The sequence below is a fragment of the Lysobacter sp. SCRH-1R genome, assembly GCF_057747855.1.
Genome location: NZ_CM173227.1, coordinates 812,524 through 828,692 on the forward strand (window position 1 = coordinate 812,524; position 16,169 = coordinate 828,692).

19 protein-coding genes are annotated in these 16,169 nt (G+C 69.3%); 14 read left to right on the forward strand and 5 right to left on the reverse strand.

Annotated elements, in window-relative coordinates; translation table 11 throughout:
- Positions 1 to 16 precede the first annotated feature (16 nt).
- From AC3ANK_RS03655 to AC3ANK_RS03665, 3 genes are read left to right on the forward strand one after another with little or no spacing between them, the layout of a single operon-like run.
- A complete protein-coding gene (locus AC3ANK_RS03655) occupies positions 17 to 514 on the forward strand; it encodes a chemotaxis protein CheW (RefSeq protein WP_206859925.1) in 498 nt (165 codons plus the stop codon).
- A complete protein-coding gene (locus AC3ANK_RS03660) occupies positions 511 to 1,605 on the forward strand; it encodes an acyltransferase family protein (protein ID WP_484172150.1) in 1,095 nt (364 codons plus the stop codon). The genes AC3ANK_RS03655 and AC3ANK_RS03660 overlap by 4 nt, the downstream gene beginning before the upstream one ends.
- A gap of 20 nt (positions 1,606 to 1,625) precedes the next feature.
- Positions 1,626 to 1,964, forward strand: a complete 339-nt coding sequence (locus AC3ANK_RS03665; protein WP_484172151.1) for a hypothetical protein — start codon at positions 1,626 to 1,628, stop codon at positions 1,962 to 1,964.
- A 30-nt stretch (positions 1,965 to 1,994) separates the two neighbouring features.
- Here the strand turns inward: AC3ANK_RS03665 and AC3ANK_RS03670 are convergent, their stop codons facing one another.
- Both AC3ANK_RS03670 and bioA read right to left on the reverse strand, forming a co-directional pair.
- Positions 1,995 to 2,732, reverse strand: a complete 738-nt coding sequence (locus tag AC3ANK_RS03670) for a 16S rRNA (uracil(1498)-N(3))-methyltransferase (protein WP_484172152.1) — start codon at positions 2,730 to 2,732, stop codon at positions 1,995 to 1,997.
- The gene (bioA, locus tag AC3ANK_RS03675) at positions 2,723 to 4,132 is read right to left on the reverse strand and encodes an adenosylmethionine--8-amino-7-oxononanoate transaminase (RefSeq protein WP_484172153.1); all 1,410 of its coding nucleotides are present in this window, start codon (positions 4,130 to 4,132) and stop codon (positions 2,723 to 2,725) included. Before bioA ends, AC3ANK_RS03670 begins: the two co-directional genes overlap by 10 nt.
- 92 nt (positions 4,133 to 4,224) lie before the next feature.
- On the opposite strand from bioA, the gene nudE reads away from it, so the two are divergent.
- The 4 genes from nudE to AC3ANK_RS03695 all read left to right on the forward strand — a co-directional run bounded on the left by nudE (position 4,225) and on the right by AC3ANK_RS03695 (position 6,890).
- Positions 4,225 to 4,776 carry an ADP compounds hydrolase NudE gene (gene nudE / locus AC3ANK_RS03680; RefSeq protein ID WP_206859922.1) on the forward strand — a complete coding sequence of 184 codons (552 nt, stop codon included), beginning with the start codon at positions 4,225 to 4,227 and terminating at the stop codon, positions 4,774 to 4,776.
- A complete protein-coding gene (gene cysQ / locus AC3ANK_RS03685) occupies positions 4,773 to 5,594 on the forward strand; it encodes a 3'(2'),5'-bisphosphate nucleotidase CysQ (RefSeq protein ID WP_484172154.1) in 822 nt (273 codons plus the stop codon). The genes nudE and cysQ overlap by 4 nt, the downstream gene beginning before the upstream one ends.
- A 149-nt stretch (positions 5,595 to 5,743) precedes the next feature.
- The gene (gene mazG, locus AC3ANK_RS03690) at positions 5,744 to 6,565 is read left to right on the forward strand and encodes a nucleoside triphosphate pyrophosphohydrolase (protein ID WP_484172155.1); all 822 of its coding nucleotides are present in this window, start codon (positions 5,744 to 5,746) and stop codon (positions 6,563 to 6,565) included.
- A gap of 22 nt (positions 6,566 to 6,587) precedes the next feature.
- Positions 6,588 to 6,890 carry an Mpo1-like protein gene (locus tag AC3ANK_RS03695; protein WP_206859919.1) on the forward strand — a complete coding sequence of 101 codons (303 nt, stop codon included), beginning with the start codon at positions 6,588 to 6,590 and terminating at the stop codon, positions 6,888 to 6,890.
- A gap of 74 nt (positions 6,891 to 6,964) precedes the next feature.
- Here the strand turns inward: AC3ANK_RS03695 and AC3ANK_RS03700 are convergent, their stop codons facing one another.
- Positions 6,965 to 7,306: a DMT family protein gene (locus AC3ANK_RS03700; RefSeq protein ID WP_206859918.1), complete on the reverse strand. Its 342-nt coding sequence runs from the start codon at positions 7,304 to 7,306 to the stop codon at positions 6,965 to 6,967.
- A 104-nt stretch (positions 7,307 to 7,410) separates the two neighbouring features.
- Here AC3ANK_RS03700 and AC3ANK_RS03705 point away from each other — a divergent pair, with 104 nt between their 5' ends.
- From AC3ANK_RS03705 to AC3ANK_RS03730, 6 genes are all read left to right on the forward strand, one after another.
- Positions 7,411 to 8,127, forward strand: a complete 717-nt coding sequence (locus AC3ANK_RS03705; protein WP_115843669.1) for a response regulator transcription factor — start codon at positions 7,411 to 7,413, stop codon at positions 8,125 to 8,127.
- 9 nt (positions 8,128 to 8,136) lie between these two features.
- The gene (locus AC3ANK_RS03710) at positions 8,137 to 9,414 is read left to right on the forward strand and encodes a sensor histidine kinase (protein WP_206859917.1); all 1,278 of its coding nucleotides are present in this window, start codon (positions 8,137 to 8,139) and stop codon (positions 9,412 to 9,414) included.
- Positions 9,415 to 9,696: 282 nt separating this feature from the next.
- Positions 9,697 to 11,238 carry an efflux RND transporter periplasmic adaptor subunit gene (locus tag AC3ANK_RS03715; RefSeq protein WP_484172156.1) on the forward strand — a complete coding sequence of 514 codons (1,542 nt, stop codon included), beginning with the start codon at positions 9,697 to 9,699 and terminating at the stop codon, positions 11,236 to 11,238.
- Positions 11,239 to 11,306: 68 nt separating this feature from the next.
- Positions 11,307 to 12,050, forward strand: a complete 744-nt coding sequence (locus tag AC3ANK_RS03720; RefSeq protein WP_206859915.1) for an ABC transporter ATP-binding protein — start codon at positions 11,307 to 11,309, stop codon at positions 12,048 to 12,050.
- Positions 12,047 to 13,285, forward strand: a complete 1,239-nt coding sequence (locus tag AC3ANK_RS03725; protein ID WP_206859914.1) for an ABC transporter permease — start codon at positions 12,047 to 12,049, stop codon at positions 13,283 to 13,285. The genes AC3ANK_RS03720 and AC3ANK_RS03725 overlap by 4 nt, the downstream gene beginning before the upstream one ends.
- Before the next feature lie 205 nt (positions 13,286 to 13,490).
- Entirely contained in the window at positions 13,491 to 14,513 is a 1,023-nt protein-coding gene (locus AC3ANK_RS03730) for an isoaspartyl peptidase/L-asparaginase family protein (protein ID WP_484172157.1), read from the forward strand.
- Between the two features lie 121 nt (positions 14,514 to 14,634).
- On the opposite strand, the gene AC3ANK_RS03735 is transcribed toward AC3ANK_RS03730, so the two are convergent.
- Together AC3ANK_RS03735 and AC3ANK_RS03740 are read right to left on the reverse strand one after the other, a co-directional pair.
- Positions 14,635 to 15,111, reverse strand: coding sequence for a VOC family protein (locus AC3ANK_RS03735; RefSeq protein ID WP_484172158.1), 477 nt, complete (start codon positions 15,109 to 15,111; stop codon positions 14,635 to 14,637).
- 60 nt (positions 15,112 to 15,171) lie between these two features.
- A complete protein-coding gene (locus AC3ANK_RS03740) occupies positions 15,172 to 15,474 on the reverse strand; it encodes a putative quinol monooxygenase (protein ID WP_206859911.1) in 303 nt (100 codons plus the stop codon).
- A gap of 305 nt (positions 15,475 to 15,779) precedes the next feature.
- Between AC3ANK_RS03740 and AC3ANK_RS03745 the strand changes: the two genes are divergently transcribed.
- Entirely contained in the window at positions 15,780 to 16,160 is a 381-nt protein-coding gene (locus AC3ANK_RS03745; RefSeq protein WP_206859910.1) for a diacylglycerol kinase, read from the forward strand.
- The last annotated feature ends 9 nt before the right edge of the window (positions 16,161 to 16,169 follow it).

Below are 16,169 nucleotides of genomic sequence, written 5' to 3' on the forward strand. Positions count from 1 at the left end.
CCCAGGAGCACAGGACATGGCCACCGAACACGCAGCCCAATCCAGCGGCGCACCCGAAAACGACATCCGCGGCGTGCTCATCCAGGTCGCGGGCGGACGGCTGCTGCTGCCCAACGCGACCATCGCCGAAGTGCTCTCCTACGCCGAACCGGACGCCGTCGCCGACGCACCGGACTGGCTGCTGGGCCGCATCCGCTGGCGCGGCTGGCAGCTGCCGCTGCTCGCGTTCGGCCGGTTCTCGGGTCTGGCGAACGAACGCGGTGGCCTGGGCAGCAAGGTGATCGTGCTGCGCGCGCTGGGCGGCAATCCGCGCGCACCATATTTCGCGCTGCTGACGCAGGGCTTCCCGCGACTGGTCACCGTGTCGCGCGATGCACTGGTGGTGGTCGACGACCACAACCCGCTCCCCAACGGCGTGCAGGCGCGCGTGCTGCTCAACGAGGACGCGGCGTTCCTGCCGGACCTCGGCGCGATCGAAACCCAGATCGGCCTCGCGCTGGCGCAGGCGGCTTGAGCCGCGGCGACCGCGCTGGCGGTCCGTCCGCACCGCGCTACGCCTCGGTCGATGCGCTGCGCGGGCTCACCGTCGCGGCGATGCTGCTGGTCAACAACCCGGGCGACTGGGGCCACGTGTTCGCGCCGCTCGAACACGCGGCGTGGCACGGCTGCACGCCGACCGACCTGATCTTCCCGATGTTCCTGTTCATCGTCGGCGTGTCGATCGCGCTGGCGCTGCTGCCGCGCGTCGAACGCGGCGACGACGTGCGCGCGCTGACAAAGACCGTGCTCGTGCGCGCCGCGCGCATCGTCGGGCTCGGGCTGCTGCTGCACCTGTGCGCGCTGTGGGCGTTCGACCTGCCGCACTACCGCGTGATGGGCGTGCTGCAACGCATCGGCCTGTGCTTCGCCGCCGCGGGCGTGCTCGCGCTGCACACGCGGGCGCGCACGCAGTGGGTCCTCATCGGCGCGCTGCTCGCCGGCTACGGCGCGCTGCTCGCGACCGGCGGCTCGCTGGAGCCGTTCGTGAACATCGCCAGCCGCATCGACCACGCGCTGCTCGGCGCGCACGTTTACCAGCTCGATGCGGCCACCGGCCGCGGCCACGATCCGGAAGGCCTGGTCAGCACGCTGGGCGCGCTCGCCACGACGCTGCTCGGCCTGCGCGCGGGCGAATGGCTCAGGCGCGGGAACCGTCGCGCGCTGTGGATCGCGGGTGCGGTCGCGATGGCTGCCGGCCTCGCGTGGTCGTCGTGGCAGCCGCTCAACAAGAACCTGTGGACGCCGTCCTACGTGCTGTGGACTGGCGGCATCGCGTGCTGGGTCCTCGCGATCTTCCATTCGCTCATCGACCTGCGTGGCTGGCCGCCGCTGGGCCGCGCCTTCGGCGTGAACGCGATCGCCGCGTACGCCGGTTCGGCCTTCATGCTCTACGCGCTGGCCGCGCTCGGCTGGCTCGATCCGCTGTACCAGCACGCATTCGCCGGATGGATCGCGCCGCGCTCCGGGCCATACGTGGCGTCGCTCTCGTATGCGATCGCGTTCGTGCTGGTGTGGTGGGGCGTGGTGCGGGTGCTGGATGCGCGGAAGGTGTACTTCAAGATCTGATCCTCTACCGACCGGCCTGAATGGAATTCATCTGCCGCTTCCACGATGGCGACGAACTGAAACGCGTTCGCCACCTGCTCGCTTCAAAAGGCATTCCGACGTTCGCGCCATTGGTCGAGCGGCCCAGAATGGGCGAACAGTGGGCCCTGTTCGCCTGCATCAACGAGCAGGCGGACGACGTCCGCAAGTTGCTGCGCGATCCCACTCACGAGCCCGCACTCAGCGTGGATGCGCAGGCGTTCGAGGCCATGCTTGAACATCCCGACACCTCATTGCTGACGCGCTATGCAACCGTCATCGCGATGACGGTGTTCGTCCTGTTTGCGTTGCTCATGTGGCTGATGATGCGTTACGCGTGAGCGGACGATTGGGGCCAAGGCCGCGGGGCCTCACGCGAAATCGCCGAGCTTCGCCTGCAACGCCGCCACCGCAGCCAGTCCCGCCGTTTCGGTGCGCAGGATGCGCGGGCCGAGCCTGAGACCACGGAAGCCGGCGGCACGCAGCTGGGTGCGATCGAGGTCGGACCAGCCGCCTTCCGGTCCGATGGCGAGATGGACCGGTTGCGCGATATCGACCTCGAGCGTGCCGAACGACAGCTCGCCTTCCGGGTCGAGGATCAACCGCAGCCCGCCCGAAGGCAGCGCCGTCAATGCCGCCGCCAGCGACACCGGTGCGGCGACCTCCGGCACGAGCGCACGTCCGCTCTGCTCGCACGCCGACGACACGACGCTGCGCCAGTGTGCCAGGCGCTTCTCCGCGCGCGCTTCGTCGAGCTTCACCTCGCTGCGCTGCGACCACAGCGGATGGAACGCGTGCGCGCCGAGCTCGGTCGCCTTCTGCAGGATCAGGTCCATCTTCTCGCCGCGCGCGACGCCCTGCAGCAGCACGAGTTTCAGCGGCGACTCGCGCGTCACCGGTTCCATCGAATCGATCGCCACGCGCAGCTCGCGCTTGTTCATCGCGACGATGCGCGCCGCGTAATCGTGGCCGTCGCCGTTGAACAGCACGCACGCATCGCCCACGCCCAGCCGCAGCACGCGGCCCAGGTGCGCGGCGGCGCTGTCGGGCAACGCGATCTCGCGGCCGACGGCCAGCGGTTCGTCGACGTGGACGCGGGTCAGGCGCATGCGGCTTCCTCGATGGCGTGGTCGATCGCCGCACGCGTGGTGTCGGCGAGCAGTTGCAGGGCGTCGTCGTCGACGCAGTAGGGCGGCATCCAGTACAGCACGTCGCCCAGCGGACGCAGCAGCACGCCGCGACGCAGCGCTTCGCGGTACGCGCGAAGCCCGATGCGCGCGGATGCATCGAACGGCGTGCGCTTGTCGCCGCCGCGCGTCAGCTCGAACGCGACGATCATCCCCGCCTGCCGCACATCGGCCACGTGCGGATGTCCGGCGAACGGTTCGGCCAGTCGCGCCATGCGTTGGGACGTGGCGCGATTGCGCGCGATGACGTCGTCCTGCTCGAAGATCGCCAACGACGCCAGCGCCGCGGCGCAGGCGAGCGGATTTCCGGTGTAACTGTGCGAATGCAGGAAGGCCTTCTCGCGCGAATCGTCGAGGAATCCCTCGTAGATGGACTGCGTCGCCAGCACTGCCGCGAGCGGCAGCGCGCCGCCGGTGAGCCCCTTCGACAGGCACAGCAGATCGGGCTGCACGCCGGATTGTTCGGAAGCGAACAGCGTGCCGGTGCGGCCGAAACCGACGGCGATCTCGTCGCAGACCAGGAACACGCCGTGCGCGTCGCACAGCTCGCGCGCGCGCCGGAGGTACAGCGGATCGTGCATGCGCATGCCGCCGGCGCATTGCACGCGCGGTTCCAGGATCAGCGCGCAGACTTCGCCCGCGTGGCGTTCGAGCAGCGCGGCGAGCGCGTCGGCGGCGCGTTGCGCACGCTGCGCGGGCGTTTCACCGTCGTCGCACAGGTACGCGTCGGGCGAGGGCGCGAACAGCGCCTGCGCGAGCAGCGGCGCGTACACGCGGCGGTACAGCGGGATGTCGCCGACGGCGAGCGCGCCGAGCGTTTCGCCGTGGTATCCGTTGTCGAGCGCGATGAACTTCGTGCGTCCCTCGATGCCGCGGTTGCGGAACCAGTGGAAGGCCATCTTCAGTGCGACTTCGACACCGGCCGAACCGTTGTCTGCATAGAACACCTTCGCCAGCGGTTCGCGCCCGGCCTCGCGCGGCGCGATGGCGAGCAGCTTCTCCGCCAGTTCGACCGCCGGCGCGTGCGACACGCCGGCGAGGATCACGTGCTCCAGCGTGCCCGCCTGGCGCGCGATGGCGGCGGCAATGCGCGGCTCGGCGTGGCCGAAGAGGTTGGTCCACCAGCTGCTGATGGCGTCGAGGTAGCGGCGGCCGTCGCGGCCGATCAGCCACGCGCCTTCGCCGCGTTCGACCGGCAGCAGGGGCAGGGTGCCCGCCGGATCGAGGTGTTCGCGCATCTGCGTGCACGGGTGCCACAGCACCGCCAGGTCGCGCTCGCGCCACGCGGCCGTCGCGTCGCCGCGCGCTATCATGTCGTCCATTCGCTGCATCCCGCCATTCTAGCCGCGCGCCGGGCCGGGACCTTCCACGCCCGCGTTCGCGCCGTTTCGGATGGCGCATGTCTGGAGCCCGCATGTCGCGTCGCCTGCCCACCATCCACCGCATCACCGAACACGACGCCGGCCCGTACCGGCTCGAGCGCCTGGACCTGGAGTTCGCCAACGGCGAGCGCCGCCACTACGAGCGCCTGCACGGGCGCGGGCACGGCGCGGTCGTGGTGGTGCCGATGATCGACCAGGACACCGTGCTGCTCGTGCGCGAGTACGCGGCGGGCGTGCACCGGTACGAACTCGGGCTGGTGAAGGGCCGCATCGACGCGGGCGAGACGCCGGAGCAGGCGGCCGACCGCGAACTGAAGGAAGAAGCCGGCTACGGCGCGCGCGACGTGCAGGTGCTGCGCGCGCTCACGCTCGCGCCGACCTACATGAGCCACCAGGCGCACCTGGTGATCGCGCGCGACCTGTATCCCGAGCGCCTGCCCGGCGACGAGCCGGAGGAACTGGAAGTGGTGCCGTGGAAGCTCGACGCGCTGCACGAGCTGATCCTGCGCGAGGATTTCTCCGAAGGCCGCAGCATCGCCGCACTGTTCATCGCCCGCGAATGGCTGAGGACGCACTCCCGATGACGAACCCGTCCGCACTTCCCGATGCCGCGATGCGCGAGGCGGTGATCGCCGTGGCGTTCGATGCCGCCAGCGCGATCCTGGGCATCTACGACAGCGAATTCGCCGTGCAGCACAAGGACGACGATTCGCCGCTCACCGCCGCCGACCTTGCCGCGCATCGCTGCATCGTCGATGCACTGGCGCGGATCACGCCCGATATTCCGGTGCTTTCGGAGGAATCCGCGCACGAAGTGCCGACGGCGATGCGTCGCCAATGGACGCGGTTGTGGATCGTCGACCCACTCGACGGCACGCGCGAGTTCGTCAAGCGCAACGGCGAATTCACCGTGAACATCGCGCTGATCGAGGACGGCGTTGCCGTGTGGGGCATCGTGCAGGCGCCGGTGACCGGCGAGCTGTGGCACGGCGGTGCGGCGCTGGGCGCGTTCCGCCGCGAAGGCTCGCGCGACCTGCCGCTGCACGTGCGCAGGCCGGCGACGGCGCCGCTGCGCGTGGCGGCGAGCCGTTCGCATCGCGACGGCCGCACGCAGGCGTTCATCGATCGCATGGGCGAGACCGAACCGGTCGGACTCGGTTCGTCGCTGAAGTTCTGCAAGCTCGCCGAGGGCACGCTCGACGTGTATCCGCGCTTCGGCCCGACCAGCGAATGGGACACCGCCGCGGGCCAGTGCGTGCTGGAAGGCGCGGGCGGCGCGGTGTTCGATCCGCAGGGACGACCGTTCCGTTACAACCAGCGCGAACGCATCCTCAACGGCGATTTCATCGCGCTCGGCGATGTGGAATTGCCGTGGCGGGAATGGATGGGCGATCGCGCGTAGCGCGCAGCTACAGAGCCGTCATCCCGGCGAAGGCCGGGATCCACGCACGGGCGGCAGGTTCTTGCGGTGCCTTTCTTTCGGGAACGTGACCGCCTGGATTCCGGCCTTCCGGGATGACGATCATCAGGAATCGTCTTTGGAACGAGAACATGCGCAAGTCCAGTGACATCCACCGCCTGCTCGACATCATGGCCCGCCTGCGCGATCCGAAGGGCGGTTGCCCGTGGGATCTGGAACAGGACTTCGCGACCATCGCGCCGTACACGATCGAGGAAGCGTACGAAGTCGCCGATGCGATCGATCGCGGCGATCTGGCGGACCTGAAGGACGAACTCGGCGATCTGCTGCTGCAGGTCGTCTTCCATGCACAGATGGCGTCGGAGCAGGGGGCGTTCGCGTTCGGCGATGTCGTCGCGGCGATCTGCGACAAGATGGTGCGCCGGCATCCGCACGTGTTCGGCGATGCATCGGTGGACGATGCACAGGCGCAGACCGTCGCGTGGGAAGAAACCAAGCGTCGCGAACGCGAAGCGGGCGGGCACGCGGACACCTCCGCGCTGGCCGGCATCGCGCGCGGCCTGCCCGAATGGCAGCGCGCCGTGAAGCTGCAGAAGCGCGCCGCGCGCGTGGGCTTCGACTGGCCGGACGTGACGCCGGTGTTCGCCAAGCTGCACGAGGAAATCGACGAGGTGCGCGCCGAATTCGCCGCGCTCGACGCCAATCCGGACGATGCCGCCGCGCGCGACCGGCTGGAGGACGAGATCGGCGACGTGCTGTTCGTCTGCGCCAACCTCGCGCGGCATGCGCAGGTCGACGTGGGCGCGGCGATGCGGCGCGCCAACCTCAAGTTCGAACGCCGCTTCCGTGCGATGGAGGCGCTGGCGCAGGCCGACGGCACATCGCTTGCCGGCCTTCCGCTGGAAGCGCAGGATCGCCTCTGGGATCGCGCGAAGGCCGCCGAGAAGGCCTGAGCGCCCGGCATCGGAGGACGACATGTCGCGCTTCGCCAGCTTCCGCGAGTTCTATCCGTTCTACCTGAGCGAACACCGCCACCGCACCAGCCGACGGCTGCATTTCATCGGCAGCTGCGGCGTGCTGGCGCTGGTCGCGCTGGCGATCGTGCGTGCCAATGCGTGGTGGTTGCTCGCGGCGCTGGTGTGCGGCTACGGCTTCGCATGGGTCGGGCATTTCTTCTTCGAGAAGAACCGGCCGGCGACGTTCAAGCACCCGTTCTATTCGTTCCTCGGCGACTGGGTGATGTTCAAGGACATCGTGACGGGGAAGATCCGGTTCTAGGGGAGGGGCGAGGAACCAGGAACGAGAAGTGGGAAGCGCCGCTTTGCCCGCTTCCCGCCCCTGCTCCAAACCCCTCACTCCAGGAAGATCAACCAGGCGGCCACCGCGATCAGCGCGAATCCCGCCCAGTGGTTCCACTTCAGCGGCTGGTCCAGGTACCACGCCGAGAAGGCGGCGAAGACCAGCAGCGTGATGACTTCCTGAAGGCCCTTGAGCTGGGGCGCGGAGTAGACTGCGCTGCCCATCCGGTTGGCCGGGACCATCAGGCAGTATTCGAAGAACGCGATGCCCCAGCTGGCAAGGATCGCCATCATGAGCGGCGCGGACTTGTACTTCAGGTGGCCGTACCAGGCGAAGGTCATGAAGACGTTCGAGCCCAGCAGCAGGGCGATGGGGAGGATGCGTTCCAGGGGCATGGGCAGGATTCGCTGGGGCTGGTTCAGTTTTCGTGGTGGGCCTTCACGGTCCCTCCACCCGCGCCCCGGCAGCCTTCACAAAGCTGAAGCGTCGGGAGGTTTGCATGCAGGGTACCGGAACAAGGGATGGCGGCCTGGTCCTCATTGTCGAGGACAACCGCAACATCTCGGAGATGGTAGGCGAGTATCTCGAAGGTCGCGGCTTCGAGGTGGACTATGCCAGCGACGGCCTCGACGGTTATCGCCTGGCCACGGAAAACAATTACGACGTCATCGTGCTGGACCTGATGCTCCCGCGCATGGACGGCGTGGAGCTGTGCAAGAAACTGCGCGAGGAAGCGCGCAAGTCGACGCCGGTGCTCATGCTCACCGCGCGCGACACGCTGGACGAGAAGCTCACCGGCCTGGGCGCCGGGGCCGACGACTACCTGACCAAGCCCTTCGCGATCCAGGAGCTGGAAGCGCGCCTGCGCGCGTTGATCCGCCGCGAACGCCGGCAGGTCGGGGGCGAGGTGCTGAAGGTCGCCGACCTGGTCCTCGATCCCGCCAGCCTGCGCGTGACGCGCGGCGGAAGCGAGCTGCAGCTTTCGCCGATCGGGCTTCGCCTGCTGACCATCCTCATGCGCGAATCGCCGCGCGTGGTGAGCCGCCAGGAGATCGAACGCGAGATCTGGGGTAACGGCCTGCCCGATTCGGATACCTTGCGCAGCCATCTCTACAACCTGCGCAAGACCATCGACAAGCCGTTCGACAAGCAGCTGCTGCATACCGTGCAGAGCGCGGGCTATCGCGTGGCGGACATATCCCAGCCGCCTGAATAGTCGCGACTCATGGCGCACGGACTACCGCGCAGGATCAAACTCGCGTTCATCACGCAGGCGTTGATCGGCAGCATCGTGATCACGGTGGGCATCCTGCTCACCGGGATCATCGTGCGCCAGAAGGTCGTGGAACAGCGGGTCGCGCAGGAAGCGCAGGCGTTCTGGCAGGCGTACGCGGAAGATCCTTCGCATCGCTTGCCGGGCAGTTCGACGATGACGAGCTACCTGGTCATTCCCGGCAACCTGCAGCCGGCGTTGCCGGCCGAACTGCGCGCGGTGACCGGCAACGGCGTGCAGCGCCTGCGCGACAGCGGGCGGCTGGTGTACGTCGATCGCCGCGAGCAGGGCACGCTGTACATCGTGTTCTCCGCGTGGCTCGCCGACCAGTCGGTGCTGCTGACTGGACTGGTGTCGCTGTTGCTTTCGCTGGTCACCAGCGGCGTGCTGATCTGGATGACGTATCGCACGTCCAAGCGCCTGGTTTCGCCGGTGAGCTGGCTGGCGAACCAGGTCGCGCACTGGGACCCGCGCGATCCCGATGCGAGCGCGATCGCCTCCGCGCACCTGCCGCCGGAAGCGGGCGACGAAGTGCGCAAGCTCTCGCGCGCGCTCACCGGGCTGTCGCAGCGCGTCGGCGATTTCGTCCAGCGCGAACGCAACTTCACCCGCGACGCCAGCCACGAACTGCGCACGCCGCTCACGGTGATCCGCGTCGCCACCGACCTGATGCTCGCCGACACCGAGAACAGCCCGCGCACGCGGCGTTCGCTGTCGCGCATCCAGCAGGCCGGGCGCGACATGGAGGCAGTGATCGAGGCGTTCCTGATCCTCGCCCGCGAAGCCGACGTGGCGCCGCAGAGCGAGGAATTCGAGGTGCGCGAGATCGTCACCGCCGAGGTCGAACGCATCCGCCCGCTGCTCGGCGACCGCCCGGTCACCGTGAGCCTGCACGACGAAGGCGCGCCGCGACTGGTCGCGCCGCCGCACGTGCTGCGGGTGATGGTCGGCAACCTGCTGGGGAACGCGGCGCGGTTTACCGAATCGGGCGAGATCGAGGTGCGCCTGATGCCCGATCGCGTGGTGATCCGCGACAGCGGCATCGGCATGTCGCCGGAAATCCTGGCCAAGGCGTTCGATCCGTTCTTCCGCGCCGATTCGGCCGACAGCGACGGCAAGGGCATGGGCCTGTCGATCGTGCGCCGGCTCGGCGAGCGCTTCGGCTGGCCGGTGAGCCTGGCGAGTGCGCCGGGGCAGGGGACGACGGCGGTGATCCGGTTCGGGCGATGAGTCCGTTCCTCTCCCCCGGCGTCTGCTCGTCCCCCTGCTTGCAGGGGTAAGCGGCGCTAGCGCCGAACCTCCGCGCGGGAATCCCGCCGCTGTCGCGGCCTCCGCAACCCCGCGGCCATCGGGGCTGGCCCGTTCGCCGGGACACGCGCCAGTGGTGCGCAAGCGTCCCTCCTCACCCGTGCACGCAGGGGAGGGAGAATCGGCTGAACGATTCCCTCCGCCCACTGTCAACGCACACGCCGCTGGCGCGTTCGCGCCGGCATACCTCCTGAATAGAGCCCCATGAGCGCAGCCCGCCCGACCCGCAATGCCCGCAAGCCCACGCCCTGGATCCGCCACGGCATCGTCGCCGCGGTGGTGCTCGCCCTGGTCGCGGGCGGCGCGTACTTCTATCGCAAGCGCGGCGCGGAAGCGGCCGAGGGCGCGTTCCGCACCGTGCCCGTGGAGCGCGGCGACATCCGCGTGGCGATCTCCTCCACCGGCACGCTCAGCGCGATTTCCACCGTCACCGTCGGCAGCCAGATTTCCGGCCAGGTCACCGACGTGCTGGTCGACTTCAACGACCAGGTGAGCAAGGGACAGGTCATCGCGCGCATCGACCCGAAGACCTACGAGGCGCAGATCGCGCAGGGCAACGCGCAGATCGCCAGCGCACGCGCGTCGCTCAACCAGGCGCAGGCGACGCTGCTCAACGCCGAGCTCGATTACAGGCGCAAGGCCGACCTCGGCGCGCGCCAGCTGGTCGCGCGCAGCGACGTCGATCTCGCCAAGGCCGCGCTCGACCAGGCGCGCGCGCAGGTCAACGCGGCGCAGGCGTCGATCCGCCAGCAGACCGCATCCACGCAGACCACGCAGGTGAACCTGGAGCGCACCGTGATCCGCTCGCCGGTGGACGGCGTGGTGCTCACGCGCAGCATCGAGCCCGGCCAGACCGTGGCCGCGAGCCTGCAGGCGCCGGAGCTGTTCACCATCGCCGAGGACCTGGCGAAGATGAAGATCGAACTGGCCGTGGACGAAGCCGACATCGGCCAGGTCCGCACCGGGCAGAACGTGTCGTTCACCGTCGATGCGTTCCCGGATCGCCAGTTCCGCGGCACGGTCGAGCAGGTGCGCCTGTCGGCGACCACCACGAACAATGTCGTGACCTATCCCGTCGTCGTCACCGTCGACAACAGCGACGGCACGCTGCTGCCGGGCCTGACCGTCAACGCGGAAATCGAAGTCAGCAAGCGCGACGACGTGCTGAAGGTGTCCAACGCCGCGCTGCGCTTCAAGCCGGCCGACGCCGGGCAGAACGCGGTCGCCGCGCCGCAGGCGGGTGGCCCGCGCGGTGGCACGGGCATGCTCGACGATCTCTCTCGCACGGCCGCTTCGATGAAGTTGAACGCCGACCAGCAGGCGGCGTTCGACACCGCCGTCGAAGCCGTGCGCGCGCGCCAGGCCGCGCGCCAGGCGCAGGCGACGCAGCAGGGCGGCAACGGCTTGTTCGGCGGCGGTCGCGGTGGCCCGGGCGGGCCTGTGATGATCGGCGGACCCGGCGCCGGCAACGTGCAGGCGCAGGTGCGCCAGCGCATGGCCGACCGCTTCAAGGAAGACTTCGCCGCCTTCCGCGCGACGCTCGACGATGCGCGGAAGAAGCAGTGGGATGCCGCGCTGTCGAACCTGGTCAACGCCAAGCGCGTGCCGCTCTACAAGCTCGTCGACGGCCAGCCGCAGGCGGTGATGGTGCGCCTGGGCGCGAGCGACGGCACCGACACGGAAATCTCCGGCGGCGGCCTCAAGGCCGGCGACGCGATCGTGACCGGCGAAAGGGCGCGCGAATGAGCGCGCCCTCGAACGAGCAAGGTCGCGCGCGAATGAGCGCGCCCTCGAACGAGCAAGGTAGCGCGCGAATGAGCGCGCCCTTGAACGCCGCCGTACGCGACGGCGCAGACGTGCCGGTGATCCTCACCCGCGCGCTCAGCAAGACCTACGCCGCGCACACCGAAGCCGAAGTGCAGGCGTTGCGCGGCGTGAACCTGCGCATCGATCGCGGCGAGTTCGTCGCGATCATGGGGCCGTCGGGCTCGGGCAAATCCACGCTCATGAACCTCATCGGCTGCCTCGACACGCCCACCGCCGGCACCTACGAATGCGACGGCGTGGACGTCTCCACGCTCGATGCGGAAGAGCTGGCGGCGCTGCGCCGGGACAAGATCGGCTTCGTTTTCCAGGGGTTCAACCTGCTGCCGCGCATGAGCGCGCTGGACAACGTGGCGATGCCGCTCGGCTACGCGCGCGTGCCGCCGCACGAACGCCTGGAGCGCGCGCGCGAAGCGCTGGTGTCGGTCGGCCTGGGCGAACGCGTCGGCCACAAGCCCAGCGAACTTTCCGGCGGCCAGCAGCAGCGCGTGGCGATCGCCCGCGCACTGATCAACCGTCCCCCGATCCTGCTCGCCGACGAACCCACCGGCGCGCTCGACAGCAGGACGGGCGAGGAAATCCTCGCGCTGTTCAAGCGCCTGCGCGACGACGACCACACCGTGGTGCTGATCACGCACGACGCGGAGGTCGCGGCGCATGCGGACCGGGTGTATGTGATGCGCGATGGGGAGTTGCACGCCGAAGAGCCGGTTCCCGAAGGAAGCGCGCCATGAACTTCTCCGACATCCTGAGAACCGCCATCTACGCCCTGCGCGGCAACTGGATGCGCAGCGCGCTGACGTCGCTGGGCGTGATCATCGGCATCGCGGCGGTGATCGTGATGGTCTCCGTCGGCCAGGGCACGCAGCAGGAGATCGACAAGATGGTCTCCGGACTGGGCTCGCAGCGGCTGGACATCAGCCCGGGTTCGCGACGCGGTCCGGGCGGCGGCGGGCGCATGAGCGCGTCGAGTTTCTTCACGCTCAACGAAAGCGACGTCGACGCGATCCGCAACGAGATCCCCGAAGTGCAGTACGTCGCCGGCGCCCTGCGCGGCAACACGCAGGTGGTCTACGCGGAGAACAACGCGTCCACCAGCTGGCAGGGCGTGCAGGCGGATTTCTTCGACATCAACGGCTGGGCCATCGACAACGGCCAGGGCTTCGACGCGCAGGATTACACCAGCGCGGCGAAGTCGGTGATCATCGGCGAGACGGTGCGGCGCACGCTGTTCGGCGACGACTCCGGCGTGGGCCAGACGATCCGCCTGGGACGCGTGCCGTTCACCGTGGTGGGCACGCTCAAGCCGAAGGGGCAGGGCGGTTTCGGCCAGGACCAGGACGACGTGGTGATGGTGCCGCTGGAAACCGGACGCCGCCGCCTGATGGGCGCGATGGGCCTGCCCTCGGGCGCGGTGATGCAGATCGCGCTGACCGTCGCCGATGCGAAGGACCTCTCGTACGCGCAGGGCGAAGTCGAGGCGCTGCTGCGCCAGCGGCATCGCATCAAGCCGGGCGAGGAAGACGACTTCAACGTGCGCAACATCTCCGAGATCGTCGCCACGCGCACCGCGACGACGCGCCTGATGTCGCTGCTGCTGGGCGCGGTGGCGACGATCTCGCTGATCGTCGGCGGCATCGGGATCATGAACATCATGCTGGTGTCGGTGACCGAGCGCATCCGCGAGATCGGCCTGCGCATGGCGGTCGGCGCGGGGCCGTCGGACGTCCGCCGGCAGTTCCTCGCCGAGGCGATGCTGCTCTCGCTCGGCGGCGGCGTGCTGGGCATCGCGATCGGCGTCGCCGGTGCGCTGGTCGTCGGCCGCTTCAGCGACCTGCCGGTGGCGTTGAACGGACAGGTGATCGCGCTGGCCGCGACGTTCTCGATCATGACCGGGCTGTTCTTCGGCTATTACCCGGCGCGGAAGGCTTCGCAGCTGGACCCGATCGAGGCGCTGCGGCAGCAATAGGCGGACGCGACAGCGGTCCCCGTGCAGCAGGCGCGGGGACCCGGGTTGGCGTTCAGGCGGATCCCGCCGTTTGAGGACTGCGATGTCCCGGGCCGGCCCGGGCCCCGCCGCCCATCGGACGGGCCCGGCAACGTTGGCCAGACTGCGACTCTGTCGCATGAGAAAAAGTCGCTATCCTCGGGCCAGGTTTCCATCCGGTCCGTCCATGCGTCTTTCGCTCCCGTTCGCCGTCCTGCTCGCCATGTCCTTCAACCTCCATGCGGCCGACGCGCCAGCCACCGGCAAGACCGCGCTGGTCATCCACGGCGGCGCCGGCTTCGTGCCGCGCAACGCGATCACGCCGGGAGAGCGCAAGGCCTACCACGAAGCCCTCAACCGCGCGCTCGACGCCGGCAACGCCGTGCTCAGCCGGGGCGGCAGCGCGCTGGACGCGGTGACCGCGGCGGTGGTGGTCCTGGAGGACGCGCCGCAGTTCAACGCCGGCAAGGGCGCGGTCTTCAACGCCAAGGGCGGGCACGAGCTCGACGCCTCGATCATGGAAGGCCACACGCGCCGCGCCGGCGCGATCGCCGGTGTCACGACGATCAGGAACCCCATCAGGCTCGCGCGCACGGTGATGGAGAAGAGCCCGCACGTGATGCTCGCCGGCGACGGCGCGGAAGCGTTCGCCGATGAGCACCCCGAGATCGAGCGCGTCCCCAACAGCTATTTCGACACCGACAAGCGCCGCCAGCAGCTTGAAAAGGCGCAACGCGACGAAGCCGCGAAGGGCAAGCGCGAGGCGTACAACGGCACGATGGAGGCGCCGACGTATTTCGGCACCGTCGGCGCGGTCGCGCTGGATTCGCAGGGGCACATCGCCGTGGCGACCAGCACCGGCGGCATGACCAACAAGAAGTGGGGCCGCGTCGGCGATTCGCCGGTGATCGGCGCCGGCAGCTGGGCCGACGAACGCTGCGGCGTCTCCGGCACGGGCTGGGGCGAGTTCTACATCCGCAATGCGGTGGCGCATGACATCTGCGCGCGCATGGCGTATCGCGGCGATTCGCTGGAAACGGCGGCGAACGCGGTGGTCAACGAAGTCGTCACGGCGGCTGGCGGCGACGGTGGCGCGATCGCGCTCGACCGCGACGGCAACATCGCGATGCCGTTCAACAGCGGCAGCATGTTCCGCGGCTGGATCAGGCCCGATGGCAGCCGGGGAACGGCGATTCACGAGGGGGAGTGAGGGGCTTGTCCGTTCAGGGCGGATGACGCCTCCGCAGGGAGCGGTTCCGCGCGACAGGGTCGCGTGACACTTCGCCGACCCTCACCCAACCCCTCTCCCGGTGGGAGAGGGGCTCGAACCCTCAGGCCGTCAGCCCCGCCTGCTGCTGCATCCATTCGTCCATGCGGCGCTTGAGTTCCTCCGGCGACACGTCCTCGACGTGCGTCGCCAGGCTCCACTTGTGGCCGAACGGATCGACCACGGTGCCCATGCGGTCGCCCCAAGCCTGGTTCTCGACGGGGCGGTCGACCTTCGCGCCGGCCTTCACCGCGCGGTCGTAGGACGCGTCGACGTCGGGCACGTAGATCACGAACGTCGCCGTCGCGCCGCCCCGGCGTTTCGGGCCGAAGGCGTCCATGTCGGGCCATTCGTCCGACAGCATGAGCATCGAATCGCCGATGCGGATTTCCGCATGGCCGATCTTGTCGCCCATCGGCAGGCGGAAGATCTCCTCCGCCGCGAGCGCTTCGCGATAGAAGTCCAGCGCGGCGCTGGCGTCGTCGACGATCAGGTACGGCGTGACGCTGTGGTAACCCTCGGGAGTGGCGGGGACGCTCATGTCGGCCTCCATGGGCACGTGGCGGCGCGTGGTGCGCCGGTGGGGTGGAACCGGTGGGAATCAGTGCGGCAGCTTGCTCGCCAGAAGATCGACACGGTCGATCTGCGGCGGCGCGGCCAGCAGGTCGCCGGCGCGTTCCATGAGCGCGGCGGCGATCGGGCCGTCCAGGTGCGCCTGGCGGCCGGCTTCGGTGTCGAAGGTGTCGTAGATGCCGAACGAGGTCGGCCCGAAGCGCAGCGCGAACCATGTCCGCGTGCCCGGTTCGGCTTCGGCCAGCGGCAGGGCGCCGCGCAGGAACCGCTCGACTTCCTCTTCCTTGCCCGGCTTCGCCTCCAGGCGGGCCAGCAGCGCGCAGCGGGACATGGCGGACCTCCGGGCGGGTCGGTCAGGATGGGCCCGCCCGCGCTAACGGGACGCGAAGAACCCGCTACCGGCGCATGACACGCAAGGCTCGCCGCACGGCGCGTTCCGTGAACGCCGGCGGGCCGGAGCCTTTGTGGCAAAATCGGCCCCCTGCCGCGGCCCGTCCGCGACCTCTTCCTTCCACGACCGCCTCCCATGCCGATCGCAGATCCGCTCCTCGTCGTGTGCGCGCCCGCCGGGAATCCCGGCCGCGCTCCCGTCGCGTGCGGCCCGGGTCGCCCACGGCAGGCCTCCTGAGTCCACGAATGGCCGACGAATTCGGGCACCTTCCGCGCGGTCCCGCGCGTATCGCCAAAGCCACCCAATGGTCCATGCAGGGCCTGCGTGCGGCCTGGCTGCACGAGTCCTCCTTCCGGCTGGAGGTATACCTGTTCGTCGTCCTGGCCCCGGTCGGCTGGTGGCTCGGGCAGACGCCGGTGGAACGCGTGCTGCTGATCGGCTCGATGCTGCTGGTGCTGAGCGTGGAACTGCTCAACTCCGCGGTCGAGGCGGTCATCGAACGCTACGGCCCGGAGTTCCACGAACTGGCCGGCCGCGCGAAGGACATGGGGTCGGCGGCGGTGTTCGTGGTGATGATGAACGTATTGCTGACCTGGGGCGCGATCGTGCTGCCCCGGTTGCTCTGACTCGCTGAA

What these genes read in the sequence shown, in the direction of transcription:
- AC3ANK_RS03655 (WP_206859925.1), top strand. Translation starts at nt 17, where the DNA reads ATGGCCACCGAACACGCAGCCCAATCCAGCGGCGCACCCGAAAACGAC.
- AC3ANK_RS03665 (WP_484172151.1), top strand. Translation starts at nt 1,626, where the DNA reads ATGGAATTCATCTGCCGCTTCCACGATGGCGACGAACTGAAACGCGTT.
- AC3ANK_RS03670 (WP_484172152.1), bottom strand. Translation starts at nt 2,732, where the DNA reads ATGCGCCTGACCCGCGTCCACGTCGACGAACCGCTGGCCGTCGGCCGC.
- bioA (WP_484172153.1), bottom strand. Translation starts at nt 4,132, where the DNA reads ATGGACGACATGATAGCGCGCGGCGACGCGACGGCCGCGTGGCGCGAG.
- nudE (WP_206859922.1), top strand. Translation starts at nt 4,225, where the DNA reads ATGTCGCGTCGCCTGCCCACCATCCACCGCATCACCGAACACGACGCC.
- cysQ (WP_484172154.1), top strand. Translation starts at nt 4,773, where the DNA reads ATGACGAACCCGTCCGCACTTCCCGATGCCGCGATGCGCGAGGCGGTG.
- mazG (WP_484172155.1), top strand. Translation starts at nt 5,744, where the DNA reads ATGCGCAAGTCCAGTGACATCCACCGCCTGCTCGACATCATGGCCCGC.
- AC3ANK_RS03695 (WP_206859919.1), top strand. Translation starts at nt 6,588, where the DNA reads ATGTCGCGCTTCGCCAGCTTCCGCGAGTTCTATCCGTTCTACCTGAGC.
- AC3ANK_RS03700 (WP_206859918.1), bottom strand. Translation starts at nt 7,306, where the DNA reads ATGCCCCTGGAACGCATCCTCCCCATCGCCCTGCTGCTGGGCTCGAAC.
- AC3ANK_RS03705 (WP_115843669.1), top strand. Translation starts at nt 7,411, where the DNA reads ATGCAGGGTACCGGAACAAGGGATGGCGGCCTGGTCCTCATTGTCGAG.
- AC3ANK_RS03710 (WP_206859917.1), top strand. Translation starts at nt 8,137, where the DNA reads ATGGCGCACGGACTACCGCGCAGGATCAAACTCGCGTTCATCACGCAG.
- AC3ANK_RS03715 (WP_484172156.1), top strand. Translation starts at nt 9,697, where the DNA reads ATGAGCGCAGCCCGCCCGACCCGCAATGCCCGCAAGCCCACGCCCTGG.
- AC3ANK_RS03720 (WP_206859915.1), top strand. Translation starts at nt 11,307, where the DNA reads ATGAGCGCGCCCTTGAACGCCGCCGTACGCGACGGCGCAGACGTGCCG.
- AC3ANK_RS03725 (WP_206859914.1), top strand. Translation starts at nt 12,047, where the DNA reads ATGAACTTCTCCGACATCCTGAGAACCGCCATCTACGCCCTGCGCGGC.
- AC3ANK_RS03730 (WP_484172157.1), top strand. Translation starts at nt 13,491, where the DNA reads ATGCGTCTTTCGCTCCCGTTCGCCGTCCTGCTCGCCATGTCCTTCAAC.
- AC3ANK_RS03735 (WP_484172158.1), bottom strand. Translation starts at nt 15,111, where the DNA reads ATGAGCGTCCCCGCCACTCCCGAGGGTTACCACAGCGTCACGCCGTAC.
- AC3ANK_RS03740 (WP_206859911.1), bottom strand. Translation starts at nt 15,474, where the DNA reads ATGTCCCGCTGCGCGCTGCTGGCCCGCCTGGAGGCGAAGCCGGGCAAG.
- AC3ANK_RS03745 (WP_206859910.1), top strand. Translation starts at nt 15,780, where the DNA reads ATGGCCGACGAATTCGGGCACCTTCCGCGCGGTCCCGCGCGTATCGCC.